Below are 19,562 nucleotides of genomic sequence, written 5' to 3'. Positions count from 1 at the left end.
TCTGCAAAAGCAGAGCTGTCCACGACGAGTGCGAGTGCGTTGAGTTGATGCCGATCAAGGCCAGATACGCTGAATTGCCTGGCGCGATTGCCGCCGGTTGCGAACGTATGGTCCATCCCTCCATTCTCGGGCAGAGCGACCGCGAGCGCCAGCGCCGCTTCATCGGCGTCATGCTGGCGGCGCCATTCTTTGCCGCCGGTGCCGCGGTCACGCTGGTTACATCAGGCATGGGCGCGGCAGTGACCATGGCCGCCATCTTCGCTGCCTTTGGTCTGTGCTGGTTCGTCGCCTTGCTGGTGGCGGCGACCGGCAGGATCGCCGCCGCGGCACCGGTCGCCCTGATAATGGCGGCCGTTACCCTTGGTGGTCTCACCGCCGCCGCCGGCGGTTTGAGCTCGCCTGTGGCCATGCTTGCCGTGGCACTGCCTTTCGAAGCCTGGTGGATCGGCGCCTCCCGGCGCGCGGCCTTGTGGGGAGCGGTCTCTGCCATTGTCGCGATTGCCCTTCAGCCTCTGGCCGCGGCCTTCTTGCCGTTCGCGGGTGCGCAAATCGCGGCCTGGCATTGGCTGGTGCCGTTGGCCTGGGCGCTGACGCTGATCCCGCGCATATCGGCGTTTGGCGACAGCACCGGTGCGGCCGATATGGGGGATGCCGGCGATCGGCTGGAAGACATCATCGACGCGGTGGTCTTGCGGGTCGCCCGCCACGGCGAAGTCCTGGATGCTTCCGCCAAGGCGCGTAACATCTTGAAATTGCAGCCGGAACTGCTTTCCGGAACCGGCTTCTTCGACCGCGTCCATCTGTCGGACCGCGTCTCCTATCTCAGTGCCCTGGCCGACATGCGTGACGGCGCCCTGTCGCGCCGGCTCGAATTGCGCGTCAGGCTGCCCCACAACGGCAATGGCCAGAACGACAATCGCCAGAATGAGAATCGCTTGATGGCCGATAATTATCGGCCGTTCGCACTCGAACTGGTGCGCGGTGAGGAACAGAGCGACGTCTTCACGCTGGTCCTGCGCGAGAATGACGGGCCTGCCCGGCTGCGCGAGGAACTTGCGCAAGCCAATGAGGCGGCGGTCGCCGCGGAAGTGGCCAAGGGCCGGTTCCTGGCGGTGGTGAGCCATGAACTGCGCACGCCGTTGAACGCGATCATCGGCTTCTCGGATATGCTGCTGCATGAGATGTTCGGCGCCTTCAAGGACCCGCGCCAGAAGGAATATGTCACCCTGGTGCGGGATTCGGGCCAGCATCTGCTGGCCGTCGTGACATCCATACTCGACGTATCGAGGATCGAATCGGGCGCCTACGCGACGGAACCGGAGCCGTTCCGGTTCATGGAAGCCGTCAACATGTGCCAGTCCATGATGCGGCTGCAGGCGCAGGCCAAGAACATCGACCTGCAGACGCAGATTGCTCCCGACGCTGGCGATATCAATGCGGATCGCCGCGCGGTGCAGCAGATCCTCATCAACCTGGTCTCCAATGCGATCAAGTTCACGCCCGACGGCGGCGATGTCGTCGTCGGCGCCAAGCGGATTGGCTCGCGTCTGCATTTCTGGGTCAGGGATACCGGCATCGGCATTGCCGAGGAGGATTTCGCCAATCTCGGCAAGCCCTTCATGCAGATCCAGAACGACTATACGCGCCGTTTCGAGGGGACCGGTCTTGGCCTTTCACTGGTGAAGGGGCTGGTGGCGCTGCACGAAGGCACGATGTCGATCGAAAGCATGCCGGGCGAGGGCACCACGGTGACCATCAGCCTGCCGGTCAACGGGCCGAAGGGGCGTCCGGCGAACCAGGCAGGGGTGCTGACGATGCCGGTGACGAGGGCGAAAGGGGACAGGAATGGCTCGCTCCGCAAAACAGCTTAAGGCGGTCAAACGCCGCAGCAATGCCTTTCAGGACGGCGCCGTCGCTGTCGGCGGAATGATTTCGCGCAATCCCGTCCTGGTGGGTGGATCGACGGCATTTCTGGTGACGCTGTTTTATGTCTCGGCGAACGCGCTGTGGTATCAGCCTTTCCCGCATGCCGGGGCGTTCTTCGCCACCCGCCACTTCCAGGCTTTCCCGCACGGTTCCGACGAGCCGGAGACGACGATCAACATCGTGCGGCCGAATGCGGCGCCGGCGCCGATCAAGGGCGATCCGGTGGTCGAGCAGGTGCAAGGCATATTGAAGGACCTCGACTTCTATTCCGGCACGGTCGACGGCATTTCCGGCCCCAACACGCGCAAGGCCATACAGGCCTATCAGCAGAAGGTCGGGCTCAACGCCTCCGGCGAGATCGATGCGCTGCTGCTGGATCAGCTCGGCGCAACGCCGAAGACCGCCGCCGTGCCGAAACCGCAGCCGCGCCCGGATACGCCGGCTGCCGTTCCGGTGTCTTTGAAGACGAATTCTGGGCAGACGAACTCTGGGCAGACGAATTCGGGGCAGGTGGATGCTGCCCAAGGACCCGATCCCCGCATCGTCAAGATTCAGGCTGGTCTCAAGGCGTTCGGCAATGACGACATGCAGCTGGATGGTGTCGTCGGTGCCCGCACCAAGGCGGCGATCAAGGAATTTCAGTCGCTGTTCGGACTGCCGCAGACCGGCGAGCCCGATGAGATCGTCTACGTCAAGATGCGTGAGATCGGCCTGACCAACTGACGGCTCGCCGAGTGGCGGAAACAGCGATAGATAGCCGCACGCTTCCGGAGCTCTCTCATGCGCGTCACATCCGATCTTTGGGTCTCGGCCCTGTTACGCCGCGTTTTCAGCGCCGGCGGATTTGCCGCCGTTGTCAACCGTGGCGCGACCGAGGCCGGCGCTGTTTTCGTGCTGGCGCGGGGCAGGCTGGGCGACGTCGCCCTGTACGGACCGGCGCCGCAGACAAGTTATGATTCGGCCAAGCCCGATGACCGCTTCTTCAGCCTTCTCGCCGCCGGCGATGATCCGGCTGTGCTCGATGCTCGTCTCGAACGGGAAAAGAAGTTCGATCCCGACATCTGGGTGGTCGAAATCGAGGCCGGAACCGTTCCTGTCGAGGAGCTTATTTCCGTGAAGACGCCCTGAGGCCGGGCGCCTCGGCATCGTCGCTGTTCAAGGCCTTGCGGCTGTCGCTGTTCGCGGGCGAAGGGTCACGAACCATCTTGGACAGGGTTTCGGCTTTCCATCCCCGCACCCGGTCCAGAGCCACATCGCGATGCAGCAAGCGGTAGCGGTCGAGATAGGTGCGGATGGCCTGCGGATGCGGGAACAGGCTGGGATAGATGGCGACCGTGATCAGGAATGCCCGGTCCTCGCTGAGGTCGAGGGAGCGCAGCGCTGCAAGCAGTGAGGTATAGTTCTGGTTGGCGGTCAGCGCTCGCGCGGTCGGGAAATCAATGTCGAGGGCGTCCGCGAGCGCGGTCTGGAAGAACGCGGCGTTTCCCGTCAGGGCCGTCTCGCGCAATTTGACATGGATATCCGAGCCGGGGAACGCATCGACCTTCGCCGCCAGCGCTTCGTCGCCGGTGCGCATCATGGAGCGCAGCCGGCGCCGTGCGTTCTCGGCGGCAATGCCGGACGACTGCTGGCTTGTCGCGTTGCTCTCAGCCGCTTCCGTGTTTACGGCGGCGACGGCTGGTGCCACAGCGGCTTGTGCTTCCGGTTCTCGCACCCGCACCAGCGTCGGCCTTTCGAGCGCCCTGATCAGATCGGCGATGGTCGGGTTCAAATCCTTGCGCCGTGCGATGGCGCGTGCATGCGGCAGCCCATGGCGGCCGATCAGGGCGATCAGGTCAATGTCGGTGACGGCGCGCGAGCGGATCAGCAGCGGCGCGGCAATATCGACCCGTTCTTCGCACAGGCGACGCACCAGCACCGCTGGGGCATATTCACATTCCGAAAGCGCGGCTGCCACGTAACGTCGCGATTCGACCGACACATCGTCGAACAGAGGCAGCGTCAGGTCTTCGAGCTGGCCGATCTCGCGCCGTGACGGGCGAGTAAGCGAGCAGAACGCCGACACCGCGGCGCGGAACAGCCTCTCGGCCTTACCTGATTCCGTCCGTATCGCGATTTGCCTGAAGTCCGAAGATGACACGAAGGATACGCCTGACAACAGATACACAAGCTTGATCATGCCCAACCGAGACAATGTCGGTTTCGCGCACACCAAGAACAAAGATCAAGTTAGCGGTGATCCGTTAGCGCTCCGTTAACCCTCTGCCGGCCTTAATGATATTTGGAGGCGTTGCGTTGTGCTCCGGGGAAACCGAGAGGAATGCGCGAACCATGGGCATGGTACTGTCTTTCGTGCCGCGTGCGGCACCGACCAATCGAGCCAAGCAAACCACCGAAATACCGGCGGCGGTGATCATCTTTCCCGGCATCCGCTATGAGCGGTCCAGCACCGGCGAAGCACGGCCTGCCGGGCCCGACAAGCCGGGATCGCCGCGGACACCGGTGCCGCACCACTGAGTTTTCCCGAGGCGGCAACCTGGCTGATCAAGCAGCATTTGCCGCCGGCTACTGATCAACCGTCGATCGGGTTTAGAAATCCTGCAGCTCGCAGGAACTCTGATCGAGAAAGCGCGACACGATTGGCTTCCAGCTATCGTCCGGCACGAAGCTGCGGATGACGAAGATGCCCTCGTCGATGGGGGCTTCGACGAAGATCGCTCCCTGCAGCTCCTCCGGAAGGTCCTTGCGCACGTCGATCATCTGCGCCGGCGTCAGCACGACGGCATCCAGCACGCCGCCGGTCGCCGTATGGTCGTTGAAGGAATAGACATTGTGGCCGCTGCGGTCATAGACCGACACCGACCAGAAGGGGACGTTCCCCGGCGCCTTGATCCGGACCATGCCTTCCTCGAGATCGAAACGGCAGGCCGTGGCATAGAACAGCGGGTCGACCGATTTCACCACCGGCGCGCCGCCCGCCTCGGCATCGAGCCGGTTCATCCTGTAGAGATCGGACGCCATGGACAGCCGCGACCAGGCGTCGCGTTCCGAAAATTCCGGCACCAGAAGCAGCACGACGATGTGCACGATGCCGGCGCCGACGAGGCCGAGCAGGACGGCATGCAGAAGCCTGCGCATCGCGGCACGGAAGCTACGCATCGCAGCCGACCTTCACGACCCTGGGCAGCGAAACATCCGACAGGCCGGTGCTGCTGGCGATCGGCGTGTCGTAGAAAGTCAGGACGAAATACATTCGCCCGGAACCATCGGTCAGAAGCCAATTGCCAGGCATGGGATGATGGCCAACGGAAATGATCACGGAATTGTCGGCCTGGCGCAGCACCTCGTAGGACTGTAGTGCTGCAAGCCGCGGCTTGCCGGTCTCGACGACGCCGAGCGATTGATCGGCGGCATAGAGCGTCCAGAAGCGGGCGGTCGGGAATCCGCCGGCGATGGTGTAGGTGCATTCCCGCTTCAGCTGCGCGCCGGCAGCGTCATTTTCGGCGACGAAGGACAGGCCTTCGGCGCGGCCGAGCGCAAGCACGCCCTCGCGCGCCACGCGCGCCTTGGAATAGGGGTCCGCGGCCGGCGTGCCGATGTCGGGAAAGGCGGTCCATTGGCCGATCCTGATCGCGCCGACGCCATCCTGGATCTTCAGCGCATACCAGACGCTGGCGCCGCCGCCGCCAATGGCTATGGCAAGCGAAAGCAGCATCAGGAAGGCATTCTTGAGCATGAAGGGCCGGTGAATGAAGGATTGCCGTTCGGGGATATCGCGGCACAGGGCCCTGTGGCAAGCGGAGGCTTCCGATTTGGAGGTAAGAGCTGTGGTTAGGTACGGCTTTTCCTTCTCCCCTTGTGGGCCCGAAGGGCGGGCGAGACCCGTGGCTCGCCCTGGGGTGGCCTCGCGAAGCGAGGTCGGATGAGGAGTGTTCCAGCTTGGCGCCGACGGCACTCCGTCACGCACCCCTCAACCGTCTCGGCGCTTCGCGCCGATCCACCTTCTCCCACAAGTGGAGAAGGAAAAAGCGCTGTAATCACAGCGCCGAAAGCGTTTCGGGCGGGGCGGCGGCGTCGAGTTTGGAGGCCGCGTGGAACAGCTCGCTCATGTCCCTCAGCGTCTGCGTGGTTCGGCTGGACAGCACTGGCGGCCGCTCGGCGGCGGCATCGGCTGCTGCCTGCTCCTCGCTCTTCTTCTGTGCTTCCGCCGCCTTGGCCGCGATCTCCTCGTCGATGAACGGTTTGTCGATGCCGGGGATCGGCTTCAAGTCGATATTCTGGTGCGCGTAGACCATCAGGCGCTGCCACACCATCGCAGGCAGCGAGCCGCCGGTCATGTTCTTGGTCGGGGTGAAATCGTCGTTGCCCAGCCACACGGCAGCCGTGTAGTTGCCGGTGAAGCCGACGAACCAGGCGTCGCGGTAGGATTGCGTCGTGCCGGTCTTGCCGGCGACGACGATGTTGGGAATCTGCGCCCGCCGCGCCGTGCCCATCACCGGCACCGCAGCCAGCATGGTGTTCATGGATTTCAGCGCCTGTTCGGACAGCACCCGGTGCGGCGGCGGCGCATCCTTGGCGAAATCGTAAACCACCTCGCCGGTGCGGGTCACCAATTGGCTAACGCCGTGCCGGGAGCCGACGAAGCCGTTCTGGGCGAACACGCTGTAGCCGGTCGCCTGGTCCATCACGGTCATCCCCGAGGTGCCGAGCACCATCGTCTTGTGGGCTTCAAGCGGCGACTCCACGCCCATCGCCTCGGCCATCGCCTTGATCGGGCCGATGCCGAGATGGTCCTTGGCCAGCCGCACCGGCACTGTGTTGATCGACTTAGCCATTGCCATGATGAGCGTGACGTTGCCCGCCGATCCGCCGCTGTAATTATGCGGCGACCAGTTGCCCCAGCTGATCGGCCCGCCTGATATGACCGAATTCGGCGTGAAGCCGTGTTCCATCGCAGTTGCGTAGACATAGGGTTTGAAGGACGAGCCGGTCTGGCGCAGTGCCTTGGTGGCGCGGTTGAACTGGCTGGCGCCGTAGTCGCGGCCGCCGACGATCGCCCGCACCGCGCCGTTGGTCTCGATGACCACCACCGCGCCCTCGGTGACATTGTATTCCTTGCCGAACTGGCGCAAGTGGAATTCCATGGACTCCTCCGCCGCCTTCTGGATGTTGGCGTCGAAGGTGGTGTGGGCAACCAGCGAGTGCTGGCCCGGCTTGGCGATCTTCTTGACCTCGTCGAAGGCCCAGTCGAGGTAGTAATCCGGGCTTTTCTGTTCGCCGCGGTCGACGACGTCGGCCGGATGCAGCCTTGCCTGCAGCACCTGGCCCTCGGTCATGAAGCCGGAATCGACCAGGTTGGACAGCACCACATTGGCGCGGGCACGAGCGGCCGGCAGGTTGATGTGCGGCGCGTATTTCGTCGGTGCCTTGAACAGCCCGGCCAGCATGGCGGCCTCGGCAAGGTTCAGGTCCTTGACGCTCTTGCCGAAATAGAAGTCCGCCGCCGCCTCGATGCCGAACGTGCCGCCGCCCATATAGGCGCGGTCGAGATAGAGCTGCAGGATTTCCTTCTTCGACAAATTGGCTTCGAGCCACAGCGACAGGAAGGCTTCCTTGATCTTGCGCTCGAAGGTGCGCTCATTGGTCAGGAACAGGTTCTTGGCCAATTGCTGCGTGATGCTGGAGCCACCCTGGACGACCGAGTTCGCCCGCACATTCTCGAAGATAGCCCTGGAAAGGCCGAGCACGTCGATGCCGTAATGGTCGAAAAAGCGGCGATCCTCGGTCGCGAGCACTGCCTTGATGACATGGTCCGGCATTTCGTCGACCGGCACGGAATCGCGCTGGATGATGCCGCGCTGGCCGATCTCGTTGCCGTAGCGGTCGAGGAAGGTGACGGCGAAATCGCCCTGGGCGCGCCAGTCGCCCGCCGTATCCTGGAAGGCCGGAATGGCCAGCGCCAGCATCACCACGATGCCGCCGGCGCCGAGCGTAAAACCTTCGCTCAAAACTTCGATTATGCCGCGGCGCCAGCCTTTCAGGCGAAAGCGCCGCGAAAAGATCGTCGCGGCTTCCCAGAACTGGCGCGCCTTGAATCCGATCTCGTAGAGCGAGGAATCGAGCCATGCGTCCAGCGCCAGAAGGCGGGAGGCGATCGGACCTCTTCTCTTGCGCGGTTCAGGGCTGACCATTCAAAAACCCGGCTCGGCTGTGGCGTGACCTGAAACCGCAAGCGGGCAATTTCAGGGCGGCGCCCTGTCCCGACTATTCATCCATTTCGTGCGCGCTCACAAGGGCAACGAGGACACAGCTGCGTGGTTTGTGTTCGTGCAAAGGGCAGGGGCAGGCACGAATGGCGACAGCCGCTACCTCAAATGATCATCGCGGCGAGGCTGCCGCGATGGTCGCTTGCAGCAGAACCCGCGCGCCGGCGACTGCGTCGGCAGGCTCAACATATTCCGCCTCGTTGTGGCTAAGCCCGTCGCGACACGGCACGAAGATCATCGCGGCGGGCGCCACCCGGGCGAGGAACAGCGCGTCATGGAATGCGCCCGATATCATCCGCTTGTGCGGCAGCCGCAGGGATCTGGCGGCCGCCTCGACGATTTTGACCATATCGGGAGAGAATGCCGCCCCGGGCATGTCGAACGATCGCCTGATCATTGCCGTGCAATGCTGGGCCTCCGCCTCCGCCGCGCAGGCCTGGCGCAGCTCGGCCTCGATGGCATCGAGTCGCTCTACCCGCGGATGCCTGATGTCGACGGTGAAGGCCACGGATTGCGGTATGGCGTTGATCGATCCCGGCTGGGCGGCGATCCGGCCCACCGTCAACCGCGCGCTCGAATCGAGCGGCATGATCGTCGCCTGCAGCCTGTGTATCGCGGCAATCGCGGCGACCATTGGATCCTTGCGATAGGCAAGACCGGTCGTGCCGGCGTGACCGGCAGCGCCCTCAATGGAGACTTCCAGCCAGCGCGTGCCCTGAACGGCGGTGACGACACCGATCGGCAGGCGCTCTTTTTCCAGGGAGGGTCCCTGTTCGATATGCAGCTCGATATAGCCAGATATCGGTATGCCGATCGGGCGACGCGTCGCCTCCGGCAAGGCGCAGATCGTGGCCTCGAGTTCCTTTGCGAGAGACGCGCCGTCGCTGCCTACATTGGATTTCCATGCGGAAATGTCGGCACCGGTGAATGCCATGGAGCCCATTACGCCGGGTGCGAAGCGGCTGCCTTCTTCATTGGCCCAGGCGGCGACCTCGATCGGCATCCGGGTTTCAGCCTCCGCGTCCTCCAGCGCTTCGAGTACCTCGAAGGCGGAGAGTGTGCCGAGCGCCCCGTCAAACCGACCGCCAGTCGGCTGGCTATCCAGGTGGCTGCCGATCAGGAGCGGCGGCAGCGTGGCATCTGAACCCTCGCGGCGGATGAAGAGGTTCGCGATTCCGTCCTGAAAAACAGTGAAGCCGCGCTCCTGCGCCAGCTCCGCCAGCAGGCGCCGGGCCGCGCGATCCTCGACGCTGAACGCCTGCCGGTTGACGCCTCCGGCCGGCGTCGCGCCGACGTAGGCGAAGGCCTCGAGCCGCCCGAGCAACCGTTCGCCGTCGATCTCCGGCACCATAGTCACCGCTTGAGGCCGCGAATGAAGGCCTTTACCCGTTGCGGATCGACCTGGTTCCACCAGACGCCATCATGTTTCAGCGAGCTGGCGACGATGACGCCGTCGACGATGTCGAGAATGTCGTTGGCGTTGTCGGGCGTCACACCGCTGCCGACAAGCGTCGGCAATCCGGCGGCTTCCTTGATCATCCTGATATAGCCGAGGTCGGCGGCGTGGCCGGTGCGCTGGCCGGTGGCGATCACCGCATCGGCATCGAAGAAAACGAGGTCCTTGACCTGTTCCTCGACCGGCCGGTCGCCGACGATCGCATGGGCGCCGTGCTTGACATGCGCATCGGCGAAGATGCGGATGCCGTTGGCCCTAAGTTTAGCTCGGAAGCGCATGGCGCGTGCAGCCTCTCCCTCGATAAAGCCCTCATTGGCCACATAGGCGTTGGCCCATTGATTGACGCGTATGAAGGAAGCACCGGAGGCGCTGGCGATCGACAATGCGGGAATGGAGGCATTGGCAAGCACGTTAATACCGATCGGCCGGCCGAGTTCCCTGCGGATGCGGTCGGAGACGACGGACATGTAGGCGGAGGTTTCAGGCCCGATGTCATCCGGTTTGGCAAACGGCACGTCGCCGTGGTTTTCGATGATCACGCCGTCGCAACCGCCATCGAGATAGGCTTTGGCGTCGTCGAGGCCGCGTTGGTAGATGGCCTCGACCGCCTCGCCATCGTAGCGCGGCGCACCCGGCAGGGGTGCCAGGTGAACGACGCCGATCACCACCTTGCTTCTGCCGAAGATCGACCGCAGCGCGTCATTGGCGGCCTGTTTGGAACCGATGGAGTTGGGGGACTTTGTCATGCGGTTTCCGCTTCCGTCGTTTCCATGAGCATTTTCATCTCCCGCCTATCGGGACAGGAGCCGAGCGTGCCGGCGCGTCCAACCGAAATGGCCGCCGCGCGCACCGCGATCCGCGCTGCCGTGGCGAGGTCCATGCCCGCCGCAAGGCAGCCGGCGAGGCAGCCGCAAAAGACATCGCCCGCGCCGCTGGTGTCTAGCACGGCCACCCTGGGCGCCGCGATCCGGTCGATCCGTCCTTGGCCATCGGCCACGAGGCAGCCGCCGGCGCCAAGCGTCACAATGGCGGCACCAGCGCCTCGACGGATCAGTTCGCGGGCTGCCGGGGCAGGATCACTGGCTCCGGTCACTTGCTCCGCTTCGCCCGCATTGACGATAGCGACGCTGACGTCGCTCAAAATCGGTGCGTAATCTGCCGCAAGCGGGCTCGGGTTGAAGATAGTGACGGCTCCCACGTCGCGCGCCGCACTGAGGCAGGCTGTCGTTATCTCGGGAGAAAGGTTGCCCTGCATCACCACGATATCGCCGTGTTCGACCGATCGGATAAACCCACTGTCTGCCAAGGGATCGAAGGCGATGGCGCAACTCGCGCCGGTGACGATGAGGTTCTCGCCCCGCGCATCGACCATGATCGTCGACCGGTCACTGGGCAGCGGCAACATCGTAAGATGACTGGCGTCGAGGTCGCGGCCCAGTTGTTCCCTTATCCATGCGCCGGCGGCATCATTGCCGATCGCCGCATGGAAGCGGACATCGGCTCCGGTCCGCGCCGCGGCCACCGCCTGGTTCGCACCCTTGCCGCCAAGTCCGTCGGCATGACTGGATGCGTTCAGCGTCTCGCCCGCCGCCGGAAACCGGTCCAGCCGAAACGTCGTATCGACGCAGACATTGCCGACGACATGGACGCGCATGGCTAATCCCTGGCCGTTGCCCAGCCCAGCATCTGTTCGAACAGCGTCTTATAGCCGTTCCAGGCGATGAAGCCCGGCGGCAACCAGTGCGGGCCGACATCCGAGGTCCAGGCCACGGTGCGGCCCTTGCCATATTTACCGGTCACCAACAGCGGCAGCGAACGGTAGTCGGAGGATACGGTGGCGAGAACTTCCGCACCATCCTTCACCGCGACCTCATTGAAGCCGAGCAGGATCGGCCAATCTTTGCCCAAGCCCCTGAGGATTGGATGGTCCTGCGGACCGACGACGGCCGGCGCATAGCCCTCCGGAACCTCGACACGGTCGTCCATGGGAAGGCATGTGACCGGCAGAACGTCTTCGACCGGTGTCTTGTGATAGCGCGCGCCGCCATTGATGCCCTGGAAGCTGTAATAGCCGCCGAACATCAGCAGGCCGCCGCCATTGCGGACGTAATCACGCAGCAAGCGCAGCCGGTTCGGGGTCGGTCGGGAATGAATCCAGGTGTCGGGGTGAAGCAACAGCGTGTTGGCGCCAAGATCGGAAAGCACGACGGCGTCATAGGCCGAAAGCGTCTCCATGGTCTGCGGGAAATTCCGCTGCGCCTCATGCGCCGGCATGAAGGTGACATCGAACGGGCTGTCCTTCAGGGCGGCCAGCAATTCGTCGGCCCCGGTGTGATAGGTCACGGTCGGAAACTGGTCGAAGCCCTTGATGTGTGTCGCGGTCGAGACCCAGGACTCGCCTGCGAGAAGAACCTTCTTCCTGGACATGTATACTCCCTTATTGCTTGGAGCCGCGGCTCAGAGGCCCGCGGCGAACACGGTCTTTGGGTTGTCGACGAGCATGCGGTCGATCGCCGATTGCTCGACACCGTGACGTTTCAGTCTCGGCACGAAATGCTTGAGGATGAAGCCGTAGCCGAAGCCGCCGAAACGGGTCAGCATGATCTTGAGAAAGACGTCCTGCGACAGCAGAAGCCGGTCGACCAGCCCCATGTCGATCAGCGAGCGGATGGCCCGCGCATTCTGCTCATCTGAAGGCGATTGCGCGTCCTGGTCGGCGTAATAGAAATCCATGCCGATCATGTCGTATTCCAGGAAGGCGCCGCGCGCGGCGAGGCTTCGCTGGTACGCGAGATCGTCGTGGCTCGGGTTCATATGGCACAGCACCGTATGCCTGAGATCGGCGCCTTCCGCCTCGACCACGTCGAGCACGTCGTGCGCCAGCCGTTCCCAGCCGGGCAGGTGGATAGTCAGCGGCACGCCGGTGACTTTTGCCGCGCGAGCCGACGCCCGCAGCGACTTGCGTTCCTCGTCGGTGAAATCCTTGCTGACACCGACCTCGCCTATGATGCCGGCCATGATCTCGGGCTGCACCGCCCCGCCGCCGACATCGTTGACGAGGAATTCGGTGACATCGTCGACGTCCATCGCCTTCAGCCAGTCGGGGTGGGTGTGCTGCAGGTAGAAGCCCGTGCCCATGACGATGCGCAGTCCCGAGGCACGGGCGATGCGCGCCAGCTTCACCGGATCGCGGCCGATGCCGATATTGGTCGCGTCGACGACGGTGTGGCCACCGAGCGCCCTATACTTCGCCAGTTCCGAAAGCGCTAGGTCGCTGTCGTCGAGCGAGACGTTGTCGCGGTTCATGTAGGGGTTCATCCGCAGCTCGCCGATGATCTCCATGGTGACCGGCTGTTCGGCGATCCTGTTCTCATCGGGATGGCAGGGGCATTTCCACGATGTCGCGCCATCGAGCAGGATATGCTCGTGCATCAGCGTCACGCCCATGTCGGCGATCGCGACCGGGCCGGTAACGGTCATAACGGTGCCGGAGCGAACACCGATCGGCGCCCTTTGCCTTGGAGTGTCGTCGAACAGATGATCCATGTCAGCGGCTCCGCGTTGCGCCCTTGAACAGGCGGAAATTCAGCCAGATGGCAACGAGGATGATTGTGCCGGTAACGATCGGCGTCAGGAAGGGCGACATGTGCGCGAGGATCAGGCCGTTGCCGATGACCGCGACGGTCAACGCGCCGAGGATGGTGCCGATGATCGTGCCGCGTCCGCCGAACAGGCTGGTGCCGCCAAGCACCACGGCGGCAATGACATCGAGCTCGAAACCCTGGCCGGAATTCGACGAGCCGGAGCCGAGCCGGGCCGCCAGAATGACACCAGCGACCGCCGCCGCCGTGCCCGACAGGATGTAGACGAAGAGCGTCATGAAGCGTGTATCGACTCCGGCGCGGCGCACGGCCTCGGCGTTGGCCCCGATGCCGGTCACATAGCGGCCGAACGGCGTCTGGTTGAAGGCGAGATAGGCGACGATCAGGACGACAAGGGCGAGCAGTGCCGGTACCGGCACACCGAGAAACCATGCCCTGCCGATGTTGACGAAGAAGCTGGTCGGCTCGACCGGGATCGAATAGCCGCCGGTGATCAGCAGCGCGACGCCGCGGATAACGGATAGACCGGCAAGTGTGACGATGAAGGCCGGTATGCGCTCATAGGCGATGAAGAAACCCTGCAAGGCGCCAATCGCCGCGCCAAGCGCCAGCATGGCGAGGACGACCAGCGGCCACGGCAGGCCGGCCTGCAGCAAGACGGCCGACAGCGTCGCCGTCAGCGCCAGCACGGACCCGACCGAAAGATCGATGCCGCCTGTGGTGATGACGAAGGTCATGGCCGCGGCAACGATCAGCAGCGGCGCCGACTGGCGCACGATGTTGAGCAGATTGGGCGTCGTCAGGAAGGAGCCGGTGACCAGCGAGAAGACCACGCACACCACGATGAAGAACAGCGCGATGGAGACGACGCTGCCATTGGCCAACGCCACGTCCCTCCAACTGCTCTTGCGCGTTCGTCCAGATGGCGAGGCACTGATATTGGCGGACTGTGAGGTGACGTTCATGGCTGTACCCCCTCATCGCGGCTGGCGCGCGCCGAACGCGCGTTGAATTTCCGGCCGACGATCAGGTTGACGACCTCCTCGATGCTGGTGTCGCCGATCCTGCGTTCGGCGACGTTGCGGCCTTCGTACATGACCTGGATGCGGTCGCAGACCAGGAACAGATCCTGCAGGCGATGGGTGATGAGGATGACGCTGACACCGCGGGCGCTGACGGCGCGAATGAGCTCCAGAACCGCTTCGACTTCCGCCACCGCAAGGGCCGCCGTCGGTTCGTCCATGATCAGCACCGACGGATCGAAGGAGGCGGCGCGGCCGATGGCGATGGACTGGCGCTGTCCGCCGGAGAGGTTCTCAACCTTGAGCTTCGTATCGGCGATGACGATGCCGAGCCGGTCGAGCATGTTGCGCGTCTCGTCGTGCATGCGCTTGTTGTCGAGAAAGGGGACGCCGAGGACATGGCGGCGCGGCTCGCGGCCAAGGAAGAGATTGCCCGCCACATCCACCGTGTCGCAGAGCGAAAGGTCCTGGTAGACCATCTCCACCCGTGCGGCACGCGCATCGGCCGGCGACGAAAAAGATACGGACTTTCCGTCTATCTCGATGCTGCCGGAATCCGGAATGACGGCACCGGACAGAACCTTGCTGAGCGTGGATTTGCCGGCGCCATTGTCGCCGACCAGGCCGAGCACCTCGCCCGGCTTCAGGTTCAGAGAAACATCGTCCAGCGTCTGGATAGGGCCGTACCGTTTGGAAATACCGGTCATCCTGACACGGTAGGTCTCGCCATCGCTCATCATGGTTCCAATTCTCTGGGCGCGACATGTTCAGTCGGTCGCCGGGCCGCGCAACGACCCATCAGGTCGATGCGCGGCCCGGCCGTCTAGGGAGGATACTACTTGAACATGTCCTTGAACTGGCCGACATTTTCCTTGGTCACGATGGTGACTGGCACATTGATGATCGGATCGATCTTCTCGCCCTTCTTGAGCTTGCCGAAGGCTTCGATGGCGGCCTTGCCTTCACCGGCCGGATCCTGCTGGACGACGGCGATCACCCAGCCCTCTTCAAGACCTTTTACCGCCGACTTGGTCAGGTCCCAGCCGAACACCTTGACGTCGCCGGTGCGGCCCTGGCTGGTGACGGCGGACACCGCGCCGAGCAGAGCCGGCTCGCCAGTCGCGTAAAGCGTCGTCATGTCGGCATTGGCGGTCATCAGGTTCTCGGAAGCGGACAGGGCGACGTCCTGCACGTTCTGGCCGTCGACCGTGTCGAGGAAAGTGACCTTCTGGCCGCTGTCAGCGACGGCCTTCTTGAAACCGTCGAGGCGCTGGTTCTGGATGAAGGAATTGAGCGCGCCGACAACGCCGATCTTGGCGGTTCCATTCATCTTGGTCTTGACGTAGTCGGCGTAGAATTTGCCGATATCCTCGCCCGCCTTGGTGTTGTCGACACCGACGAAGGCGACATTGTCGCCATTCGGGATCTGCGCGTCGATGGCAATGACCGGAATGCCGGCAGCCTTGGCCGCGGTGATCGCCGGTTTCACACCGTTGACATCGATAGCGACGAGAATGATGCCGTCGACCTTCTGAGTGATGTAGTTCTCGATCGCGTCGTTTTGCGCGCTCGGCACATTGTTGGCGTTGAAGATGACGAGGTCGACACCAGCAGCTTTTGCGGCTGCCTTGGCACCGTCATTGATCTGGTTGAAGAACAGGGCCTGCTGGTTGATAGTGACGAGCGCATAGGTCTCGGCCATGGCGGAGGCAGAGCCGAGCGCGACGGTCATGGCGATGGCTGCGGCGCAGCCTGAAAGGATGTTGATAAGACGCATTCCGGTTCCCCTTGGTTTTGCGGAAAAGGCCCTTGATCGGGCTCACCTGGCGCCTGAGCGCAGGTGGATAATTCAAGATACTTGATTTCTTGTCAAGTAACTTGAATTAGCGTCGACGAAAGGAGACAGGGTTCGCCAAATCAGAATGTCGCCGGCGTGTTAACCCAGAAAATGCTGGCGCGTTCATCACCGACATTACGGTACCAGTGCGGCAGTTCGGAGTCGAAAACGAAAGAATCGCCAGCGGACAGGCGAAACGTCTTTCCACCGACCATCAGTTCGATGGCGCCTTCCAGCAGATAGCCGACTTCCTCGCCTGCATGCTGGATCGGGCCGGCGCTTTCACCGCCGGCCTCGATATGATGGATGTTGCACTGCAGGAGATGGCCTGGCGAATAGGGAATGACACGCTCGAGTGAAATACCCTCGCCACGCCGAAGCGGATCGAGCGCAATGAGAGGCCGTGCTCCAGCCCTGAAGACAATGCCTTCCTCGCCATCGGACTCCTCGAACATCCAGCCGATGTTGGTGCCGAGCACCTCGACAAGCCGATGAAGCATGGGAAGGGAGGGCGAGACCTTGCCGTTCTCCACTTTGGAAAGCAGGCTCTCAGAGCAGTTGGCGGCGGCGGCAAGCGCCTTCAGGGTCAGGCCGCGCGTCTGCCGGGAGAGCTTCAGCCTCGTGCCAAGCCGCAAGAGGCTGGTGGCGGTCGAGCGCTCGTCACTGCCATTGCTGTTATGGGTATCGATCTTGTTCATTGGGGGAGGCGAACATCTCCGCTGGCTGGCTGACTCGTAAAACCGATCCCGGGCGTTGTCCATCCCGTGAAAATCGGACAACGCTCGGATCGGAACCAGGGGTCCCGCCAGGGCAGCCGCCGTGCCCGCCTTTCCAACGCTCGCGAGGGAGGCCGCCTTTTACGCCGCTTCGCGCTTCAGTGCCTGGGCCATGCAATGGATGCCGCCGCCGGTCTTGGAGATTTCGCTCATATCGACGGCCGCGACCTCGAAGCCCCGCGCCTTGAGCTGGCCGATCAGCGTTTGGCTGGAGGTCGGCGCGATCACCCGATCCCTGCCCAGAGACATGAAGTTGCAGCCCAATGCCATCGTATCCTGGAACGGCACGTCGATGATCTCGTGGCCCTTGCCCTTCAGCCAGTCGACAATGCCGGGTTCGGTGCAGGCGAGGCAGACGGCGGTGAGCTTTTCCGCGATCGGCACCACCATCAGGTCGATATGCACGTAATATTCGTCGATGAAGGCGATGCGGGTCTCCCAGCCTTCCTTCTCGAACCAGGCCTGCACCTGACGCGCGCCTTCCTCTTGCGTGCGGGCGCCGCCGCAGCCGATCAGCACCACGCCGTCCTCGATGACATTGAAGTCGCCGCCCTCGAAAGTTCCGGCAGTGACCATGTCGTAGATCGGGATGCCGAGTTTTTCGTAGGTCCGGATCGCGGCATAATTCTCGCCGCGCCGCCACCAATTGGCCATGGCGGTGATGATGGCGCCGTAAGGCGTCATCACGCTGGAATCGCGGGAATAGACCTGCATCGGCAGCTCCGGTGTCGGCTCGTGCCAGTGGATGTTGACGCCGAAATGCTCATAGGCGGCGACCAGATCCTTGTGCTGTGCCTGCGCGATCTGGACGTTGCAGGGCGCCTCGCGCAGATGTTTTCGCGATAGCGAACTGGTCGACAGATGGCGCAGGAAATTCGGCGAACCCAGCAGCACGTCGGTCAGCACGTCGGTTTCGTTGGCAAAGCCCCAGGCGGTCAGCGGCTTGGTGCCGCCGGCCGGGTTGCGGCGCTGCAGCGAAAACGGCTCGGCGACGATGCGATCATGAACGGTCATGCGGTTCTCCTCGTGGGCTTGTTCTCAAGAGTTGGTCGGGTCATGTATTGCTTGGAATCCACCAGTCGCAGCCGCGCGCGGTGGTGACATATTCCGGCCAGCGGAAATTGATCGGAGGCTCGTAGTCGCAGAGTGGTGCGATCCAGTTCGAGCCACCGATGCCGCCGCCGGTGCGGGTGACGAATTCGTCCATCGCCTTATGGCGGACGGTCTTGTCCTCGAGCAGGCGGAGCGCCGCCAGGGCAACCGTCTTGGCCGCGCAGGTCACCATCGGGTCGATCGTGCCGGGAATGCCGCCCAGCGCATTCATCGCCCAGGCCGGGTAGGCGTGGCCATTTGCCGAACGCAGCGCCGGGCGCGCGACATAGAAGCGCGCGGTCGGCGCATGCCAACTCATGTCGGTATAGTCGTCGGAGGTCGAATTCACCTGCGAGGGCGGCAGGTCGCGGCGCAGGATCGCCTCGGCTTCCTGTGGTGAAATCAGCCGCTCCAACTCGTCGATGAACGGTTCTTCCGCCGCCATTCCTCCGGCATTGACCTGGATTTCGCGCGCGATCGCCTTGGCGGCTTCGTCCCAGTGCGGCGGCCCGACCGTCGCCAGCGCTTCATAGGCAATCTCGGCCATGGCGTGATTGGCGAGCCCCGGCCGCGACTTCGACACCCAGTGCCGCTCGGTGCGGCAGCCGCTCATGCTGGCCGCTGCCTGTGCATTGCGGTCGAGCACGGCGGTGACTTGTTCGGCCATGGCAATGGTCGGCACACGGATCATGTACTGGATCTCGGCCAGTCCCGCCGGCAGATTGTCGGCGGTGGCTTGGCCGGCGGTCAGGATCGCTTCGCTGATCGACCAGCCGCCCTGGTGCGGCAGCATGGAATCGCGCAGCGCCTTGGAGGCCATGTACATCATCATCAGCGCGTCGTTGGCGCCCGGTGCCCGTACCGCCGAATGCGCCTGCGGGATCGGTGCGCTGTCACCGGCGCGAACCCAATTTTCGGACTCGTCGCAGATGAAGCGATAGATCATGGCGTAGGCGGCGCCGCAATGCGTGTCCCAGCGCGCCGTGTTGCAGAGCGGCAGCATGTAGAAGGGATGGAAGGAGATCATGCCGGCAAGGCCGTCATAATAGCCCTTGGCCGCATGGATCGGCTTCGAGCCGCGTACCTTCTCGGCCGGCTCTCCGGTGAAGCGCAGCGTGCCCGGAATACCGTGGCGCTGCATGGCCGCCTTGGTGGCGAGCAGGCCGCCGAGGCTTGCCATGCCGAGCCCCGAATGCGGATCGGTGTGGCCGCCGGCCTCGATGCCAAGACCGGGCCGCGGCTGCTTTACCGTCACCGCGTCCTGGCAGTTGCCGGGGACGGCGTCATATTCGGCGTACATGCCGATGGTCGGCCCGGCGCCATTCGTCCAATGGGCACAGAATGCGGTCGGCATGCCGCCCGAGCCTTCCTCGACGGAAAAGCCCTCATGCTTCAGCCGCGCCACATACCACGCGGCCGACTGGTATTCGCGCCAGGCGGTCTCACCGAAATCGAAGATGGTGCGCGTCCAGGCGGACAGCAGTGGCTGGATGCCGTCGAGGCAGGCAAGCGCGGTTTCTTGCGCCGATGTCGTCACCGGTTTGTCCATGCATGAAAGAAAGCAGTGAAGCGGCTCGCCAAAAAG

At 63.6% G+C, this 19,562-nt stretch carries 19 protein-coding genes; 4 read left to right on the top strand and 15 right to left on the bottom strand.

Translation table 11 applies throughout. The features are described 5' to 3' along the window. Positions 1-107: 107 nt before the first annotated feature. From JT360_RS19190 to JT360_RS19180, 3 genes are read left to right on the top strand one after another with little or no spacing between them, the layout of a single operon-like run. Positions 108-1,871 (top strand): sensor histidine kinase, encoded by a 1,764-nt coding sequence (locus JT360_RS19190; protein ID WP_214473356.1) that lies wholly within the window; start codon positions 108-110, stop codon positions 1,869-1,871. Then, complete coding sequence (locus tag JT360_RS19185) at positions 1,846-2,649, top strand: peptidoglycan-binding domain-containing protein (RefSeq protein WP_214473313.1); 804 nt, start codon at positions 1,846-1,848, stop codon at positions 2,647-2,649. Before JT360_RS19190 ends, JT360_RS19185 begins: the two co-directional genes overlap by 26 nt. Positions 2,650-2,706: 57 nt before the next feature. Then, on the top strand, positions 2,707-3,054 hold the full coding sequence (locus JT360_RS19180; RefSeq protein WP_214473312.1) for a DUF1491 family protein: 348 nt from the start codon (positions 2,707-2,709) through the stop codon (positions 3,052-3,054). On the opposite strand, the gene JT360_RS19175 is transcribed toward JT360_RS19180, so the two are convergent. After that, positions 3,032-4,066 (bottom strand): hypothetical protein, encoded by a 1,035-nt coding sequence (locus JT360_RS19175; protein ID WP_214473311.1) that lies wholly within the window; start codon positions 4,064-4,066, stop codon positions 3,032-3,034. The genes JT360_RS19180 and JT360_RS19175 overlap by 23 nt on opposite strands. Before the next feature lie 191 nt (positions 4,067-4,257). Between JT360_RS19175 and JT360_RS19170 the strand changes: the two genes are divergently transcribed. Beyond that, on the top strand, positions 4,258-4,443 hold the full coding sequence (locus JT360_RS19170) for a hypothetical protein (protein WP_056563609.1): 186 nt from the start codon (positions 4,258-4,260) through the stop codon (positions 4,441-4,443). A gap of 72 nt (positions 4,444-4,515) precedes the next feature. On the opposite strand, the gene JT360_RS19165 is transcribed toward JT360_RS19170, so the two are convergent. From JT360_RS19165 to JT360_RS19100, 14 genes are all read right to left on the bottom strand, one after another. After that, the gene (locus tag JT360_RS19165) at positions 4,516-5,085 is read right to left on the bottom strand and encodes a DUF1254 domain-containing protein (RefSeq protein WP_214473309.1); all 570 of its coding nucleotides are present in this window, start codon (positions 5,083-5,085) and stop codon (positions 4,516-4,518) included. Then, positions 5,078-5,662: a DUF1214 domain-containing protein gene (locus JT360_RS19160; RefSeq protein ID WP_214473308.1), complete on the bottom strand. Its 585-nt coding sequence runs from the start codon at positions 5,660-5,662 to the stop codon at positions 5,078-5,080. Before JT360_RS19160 ends, JT360_RS19165 begins: the two co-directional genes overlap by 8 nt. A 301-nt stretch (positions 5,663-5,963) precedes the next feature. After that, positions 5,964-8,117, bottom strand: coding sequence for a transglycosylase domain-containing protein (locus JT360_RS19155; RefSeq protein ID WP_214473307.1), 2,154 nt, complete (start codon positions 8,115-8,117; stop codon positions 5,964-5,966). A gap of 187 nt (positions 8,118-8,304) precedes the next feature. Continuing rightward, a complete protein-coding gene (locus JT360_RS19150; protein ID WP_250888909.1) occupies positions 8,305-9,543 on the bottom strand; it encodes a Zn-dependent hydrolase in 1,239 nt (412 codons plus the stop codon). A 2-nt stretch (positions 9,544-9,545) separates the two neighbouring features. Beyond that, complete coding sequence (locus JT360_RS19145) at positions 9,546-10,394, bottom strand: BtpA/SgcQ family protein (protein WP_214473305.1); 849 nt, start codon at positions 10,392-10,394, stop codon at positions 9,546-9,548. Next, entirely contained in the window at positions 10,391-11,302 is a 912-nt protein-coding gene (locus JT360_RS19140; RefSeq protein WP_214473304.1) for a ribokinase, read from the bottom strand. Before JT360_RS19140 ends, JT360_RS19145 begins: the two co-directional genes overlap by 4 nt. A 2-nt stretch (positions 11,303-11,304) precedes the next feature. After that, positions 11,305-12,075 carry a glutamine amidotransferase gene (locus JT360_RS19135; RefSeq protein WP_214473303.1) on the bottom strand — a complete coding sequence of 257 codons (771 nt, stop codon included), beginning with the start codon at positions 12,073-12,075 and terminating at the stop codon, positions 11,305-11,307. Between the two features lie 30 nt (positions 12,076-12,105). Further along, a complete protein-coding gene (locus tag JT360_RS19130) occupies positions 12,106-13,194 on the bottom strand; it encodes a phosphotriesterase family protein (protein WP_214473302.1) in 1,089 nt (362 codons plus the stop codon). A 1-nt stretch (position 13,195) separates the two neighbouring features. Continuing rightward, positions 13,196-14,215, bottom strand: a complete 1,020-nt coding sequence (locus JT360_RS19125) for an ABC transporter permease (protein ID WP_214473301.1) — start codon at positions 14,213-14,215, stop codon at positions 13,196-13,198. After that, on the bottom strand, positions 14,212-15,012 hold the full coding sequence (locus JT360_RS19120) for an ATP-binding cassette domain-containing protein (RefSeq protein ID WP_502845475.1): 801 nt from the start codon (positions 15,010-15,012) through the stop codon (positions 14,212-14,214). The genes JT360_RS19125 and JT360_RS19120 overlap by 4 nt, the downstream gene beginning before the upstream one ends. Positions 15,013-15,107: 95 nt before the next feature. Further along, complete coding sequence (locus JT360_RS19115) at positions 15,108-16,049, bottom strand: ABC transporter substrate-binding protein (RefSeq protein WP_214473299.1); 942 nt, start codon at positions 16,047-16,049, stop codon at positions 15,108-15,110. 140 nt (positions 16,050-16,189) lie between these two features. Continuing rightward, positions 16,190-16,807, bottom strand: coding sequence for a cupin domain-containing protein (locus tag JT360_RS19110; protein ID WP_214473298.1), 618 nt, complete (start codon positions 16,805-16,807; stop codon positions 16,190-16,192). 159 nt (positions 16,808-16,966) lie between these two features. Then, positions 16,967-17,899 (bottom strand): dimethylarginine dimethylaminohydrolase family protein, encoded by a 933-nt coding sequence (locus JT360_RS19105; protein WP_214473297.1) that lies wholly within the window; start codon positions 17,897-17,899, stop codon positions 16,967-16,969. Positions 17,900-17,939: 40 nt separating this feature from the next. Next, positions 17,940-19,526, bottom strand: a complete 1,587-nt coding sequence (locus tag JT360_RS19100) for a zinc-binding metallopeptidase family protein (protein ID WP_214473296.1) — start codon at positions 19,524-19,526, stop codon at positions 17,940-17,942. Positions 19,527-19,562: the final 36 nt, after the last annotated feature.

The sequence above is a fragment of the Mesorhizobium sp. dw_380 genome, from assembly GCF_018588885.1.
Taxonomy (GTDB): domain Bacteria; phylum Pseudomonadota; class Alphaproteobacteria; order Rhizobiales; family Rhizobiaceae; genus Mesorhizobium.
This window is presented reverse-complemented; position numbering and strand designations above follow the sequence as displayed.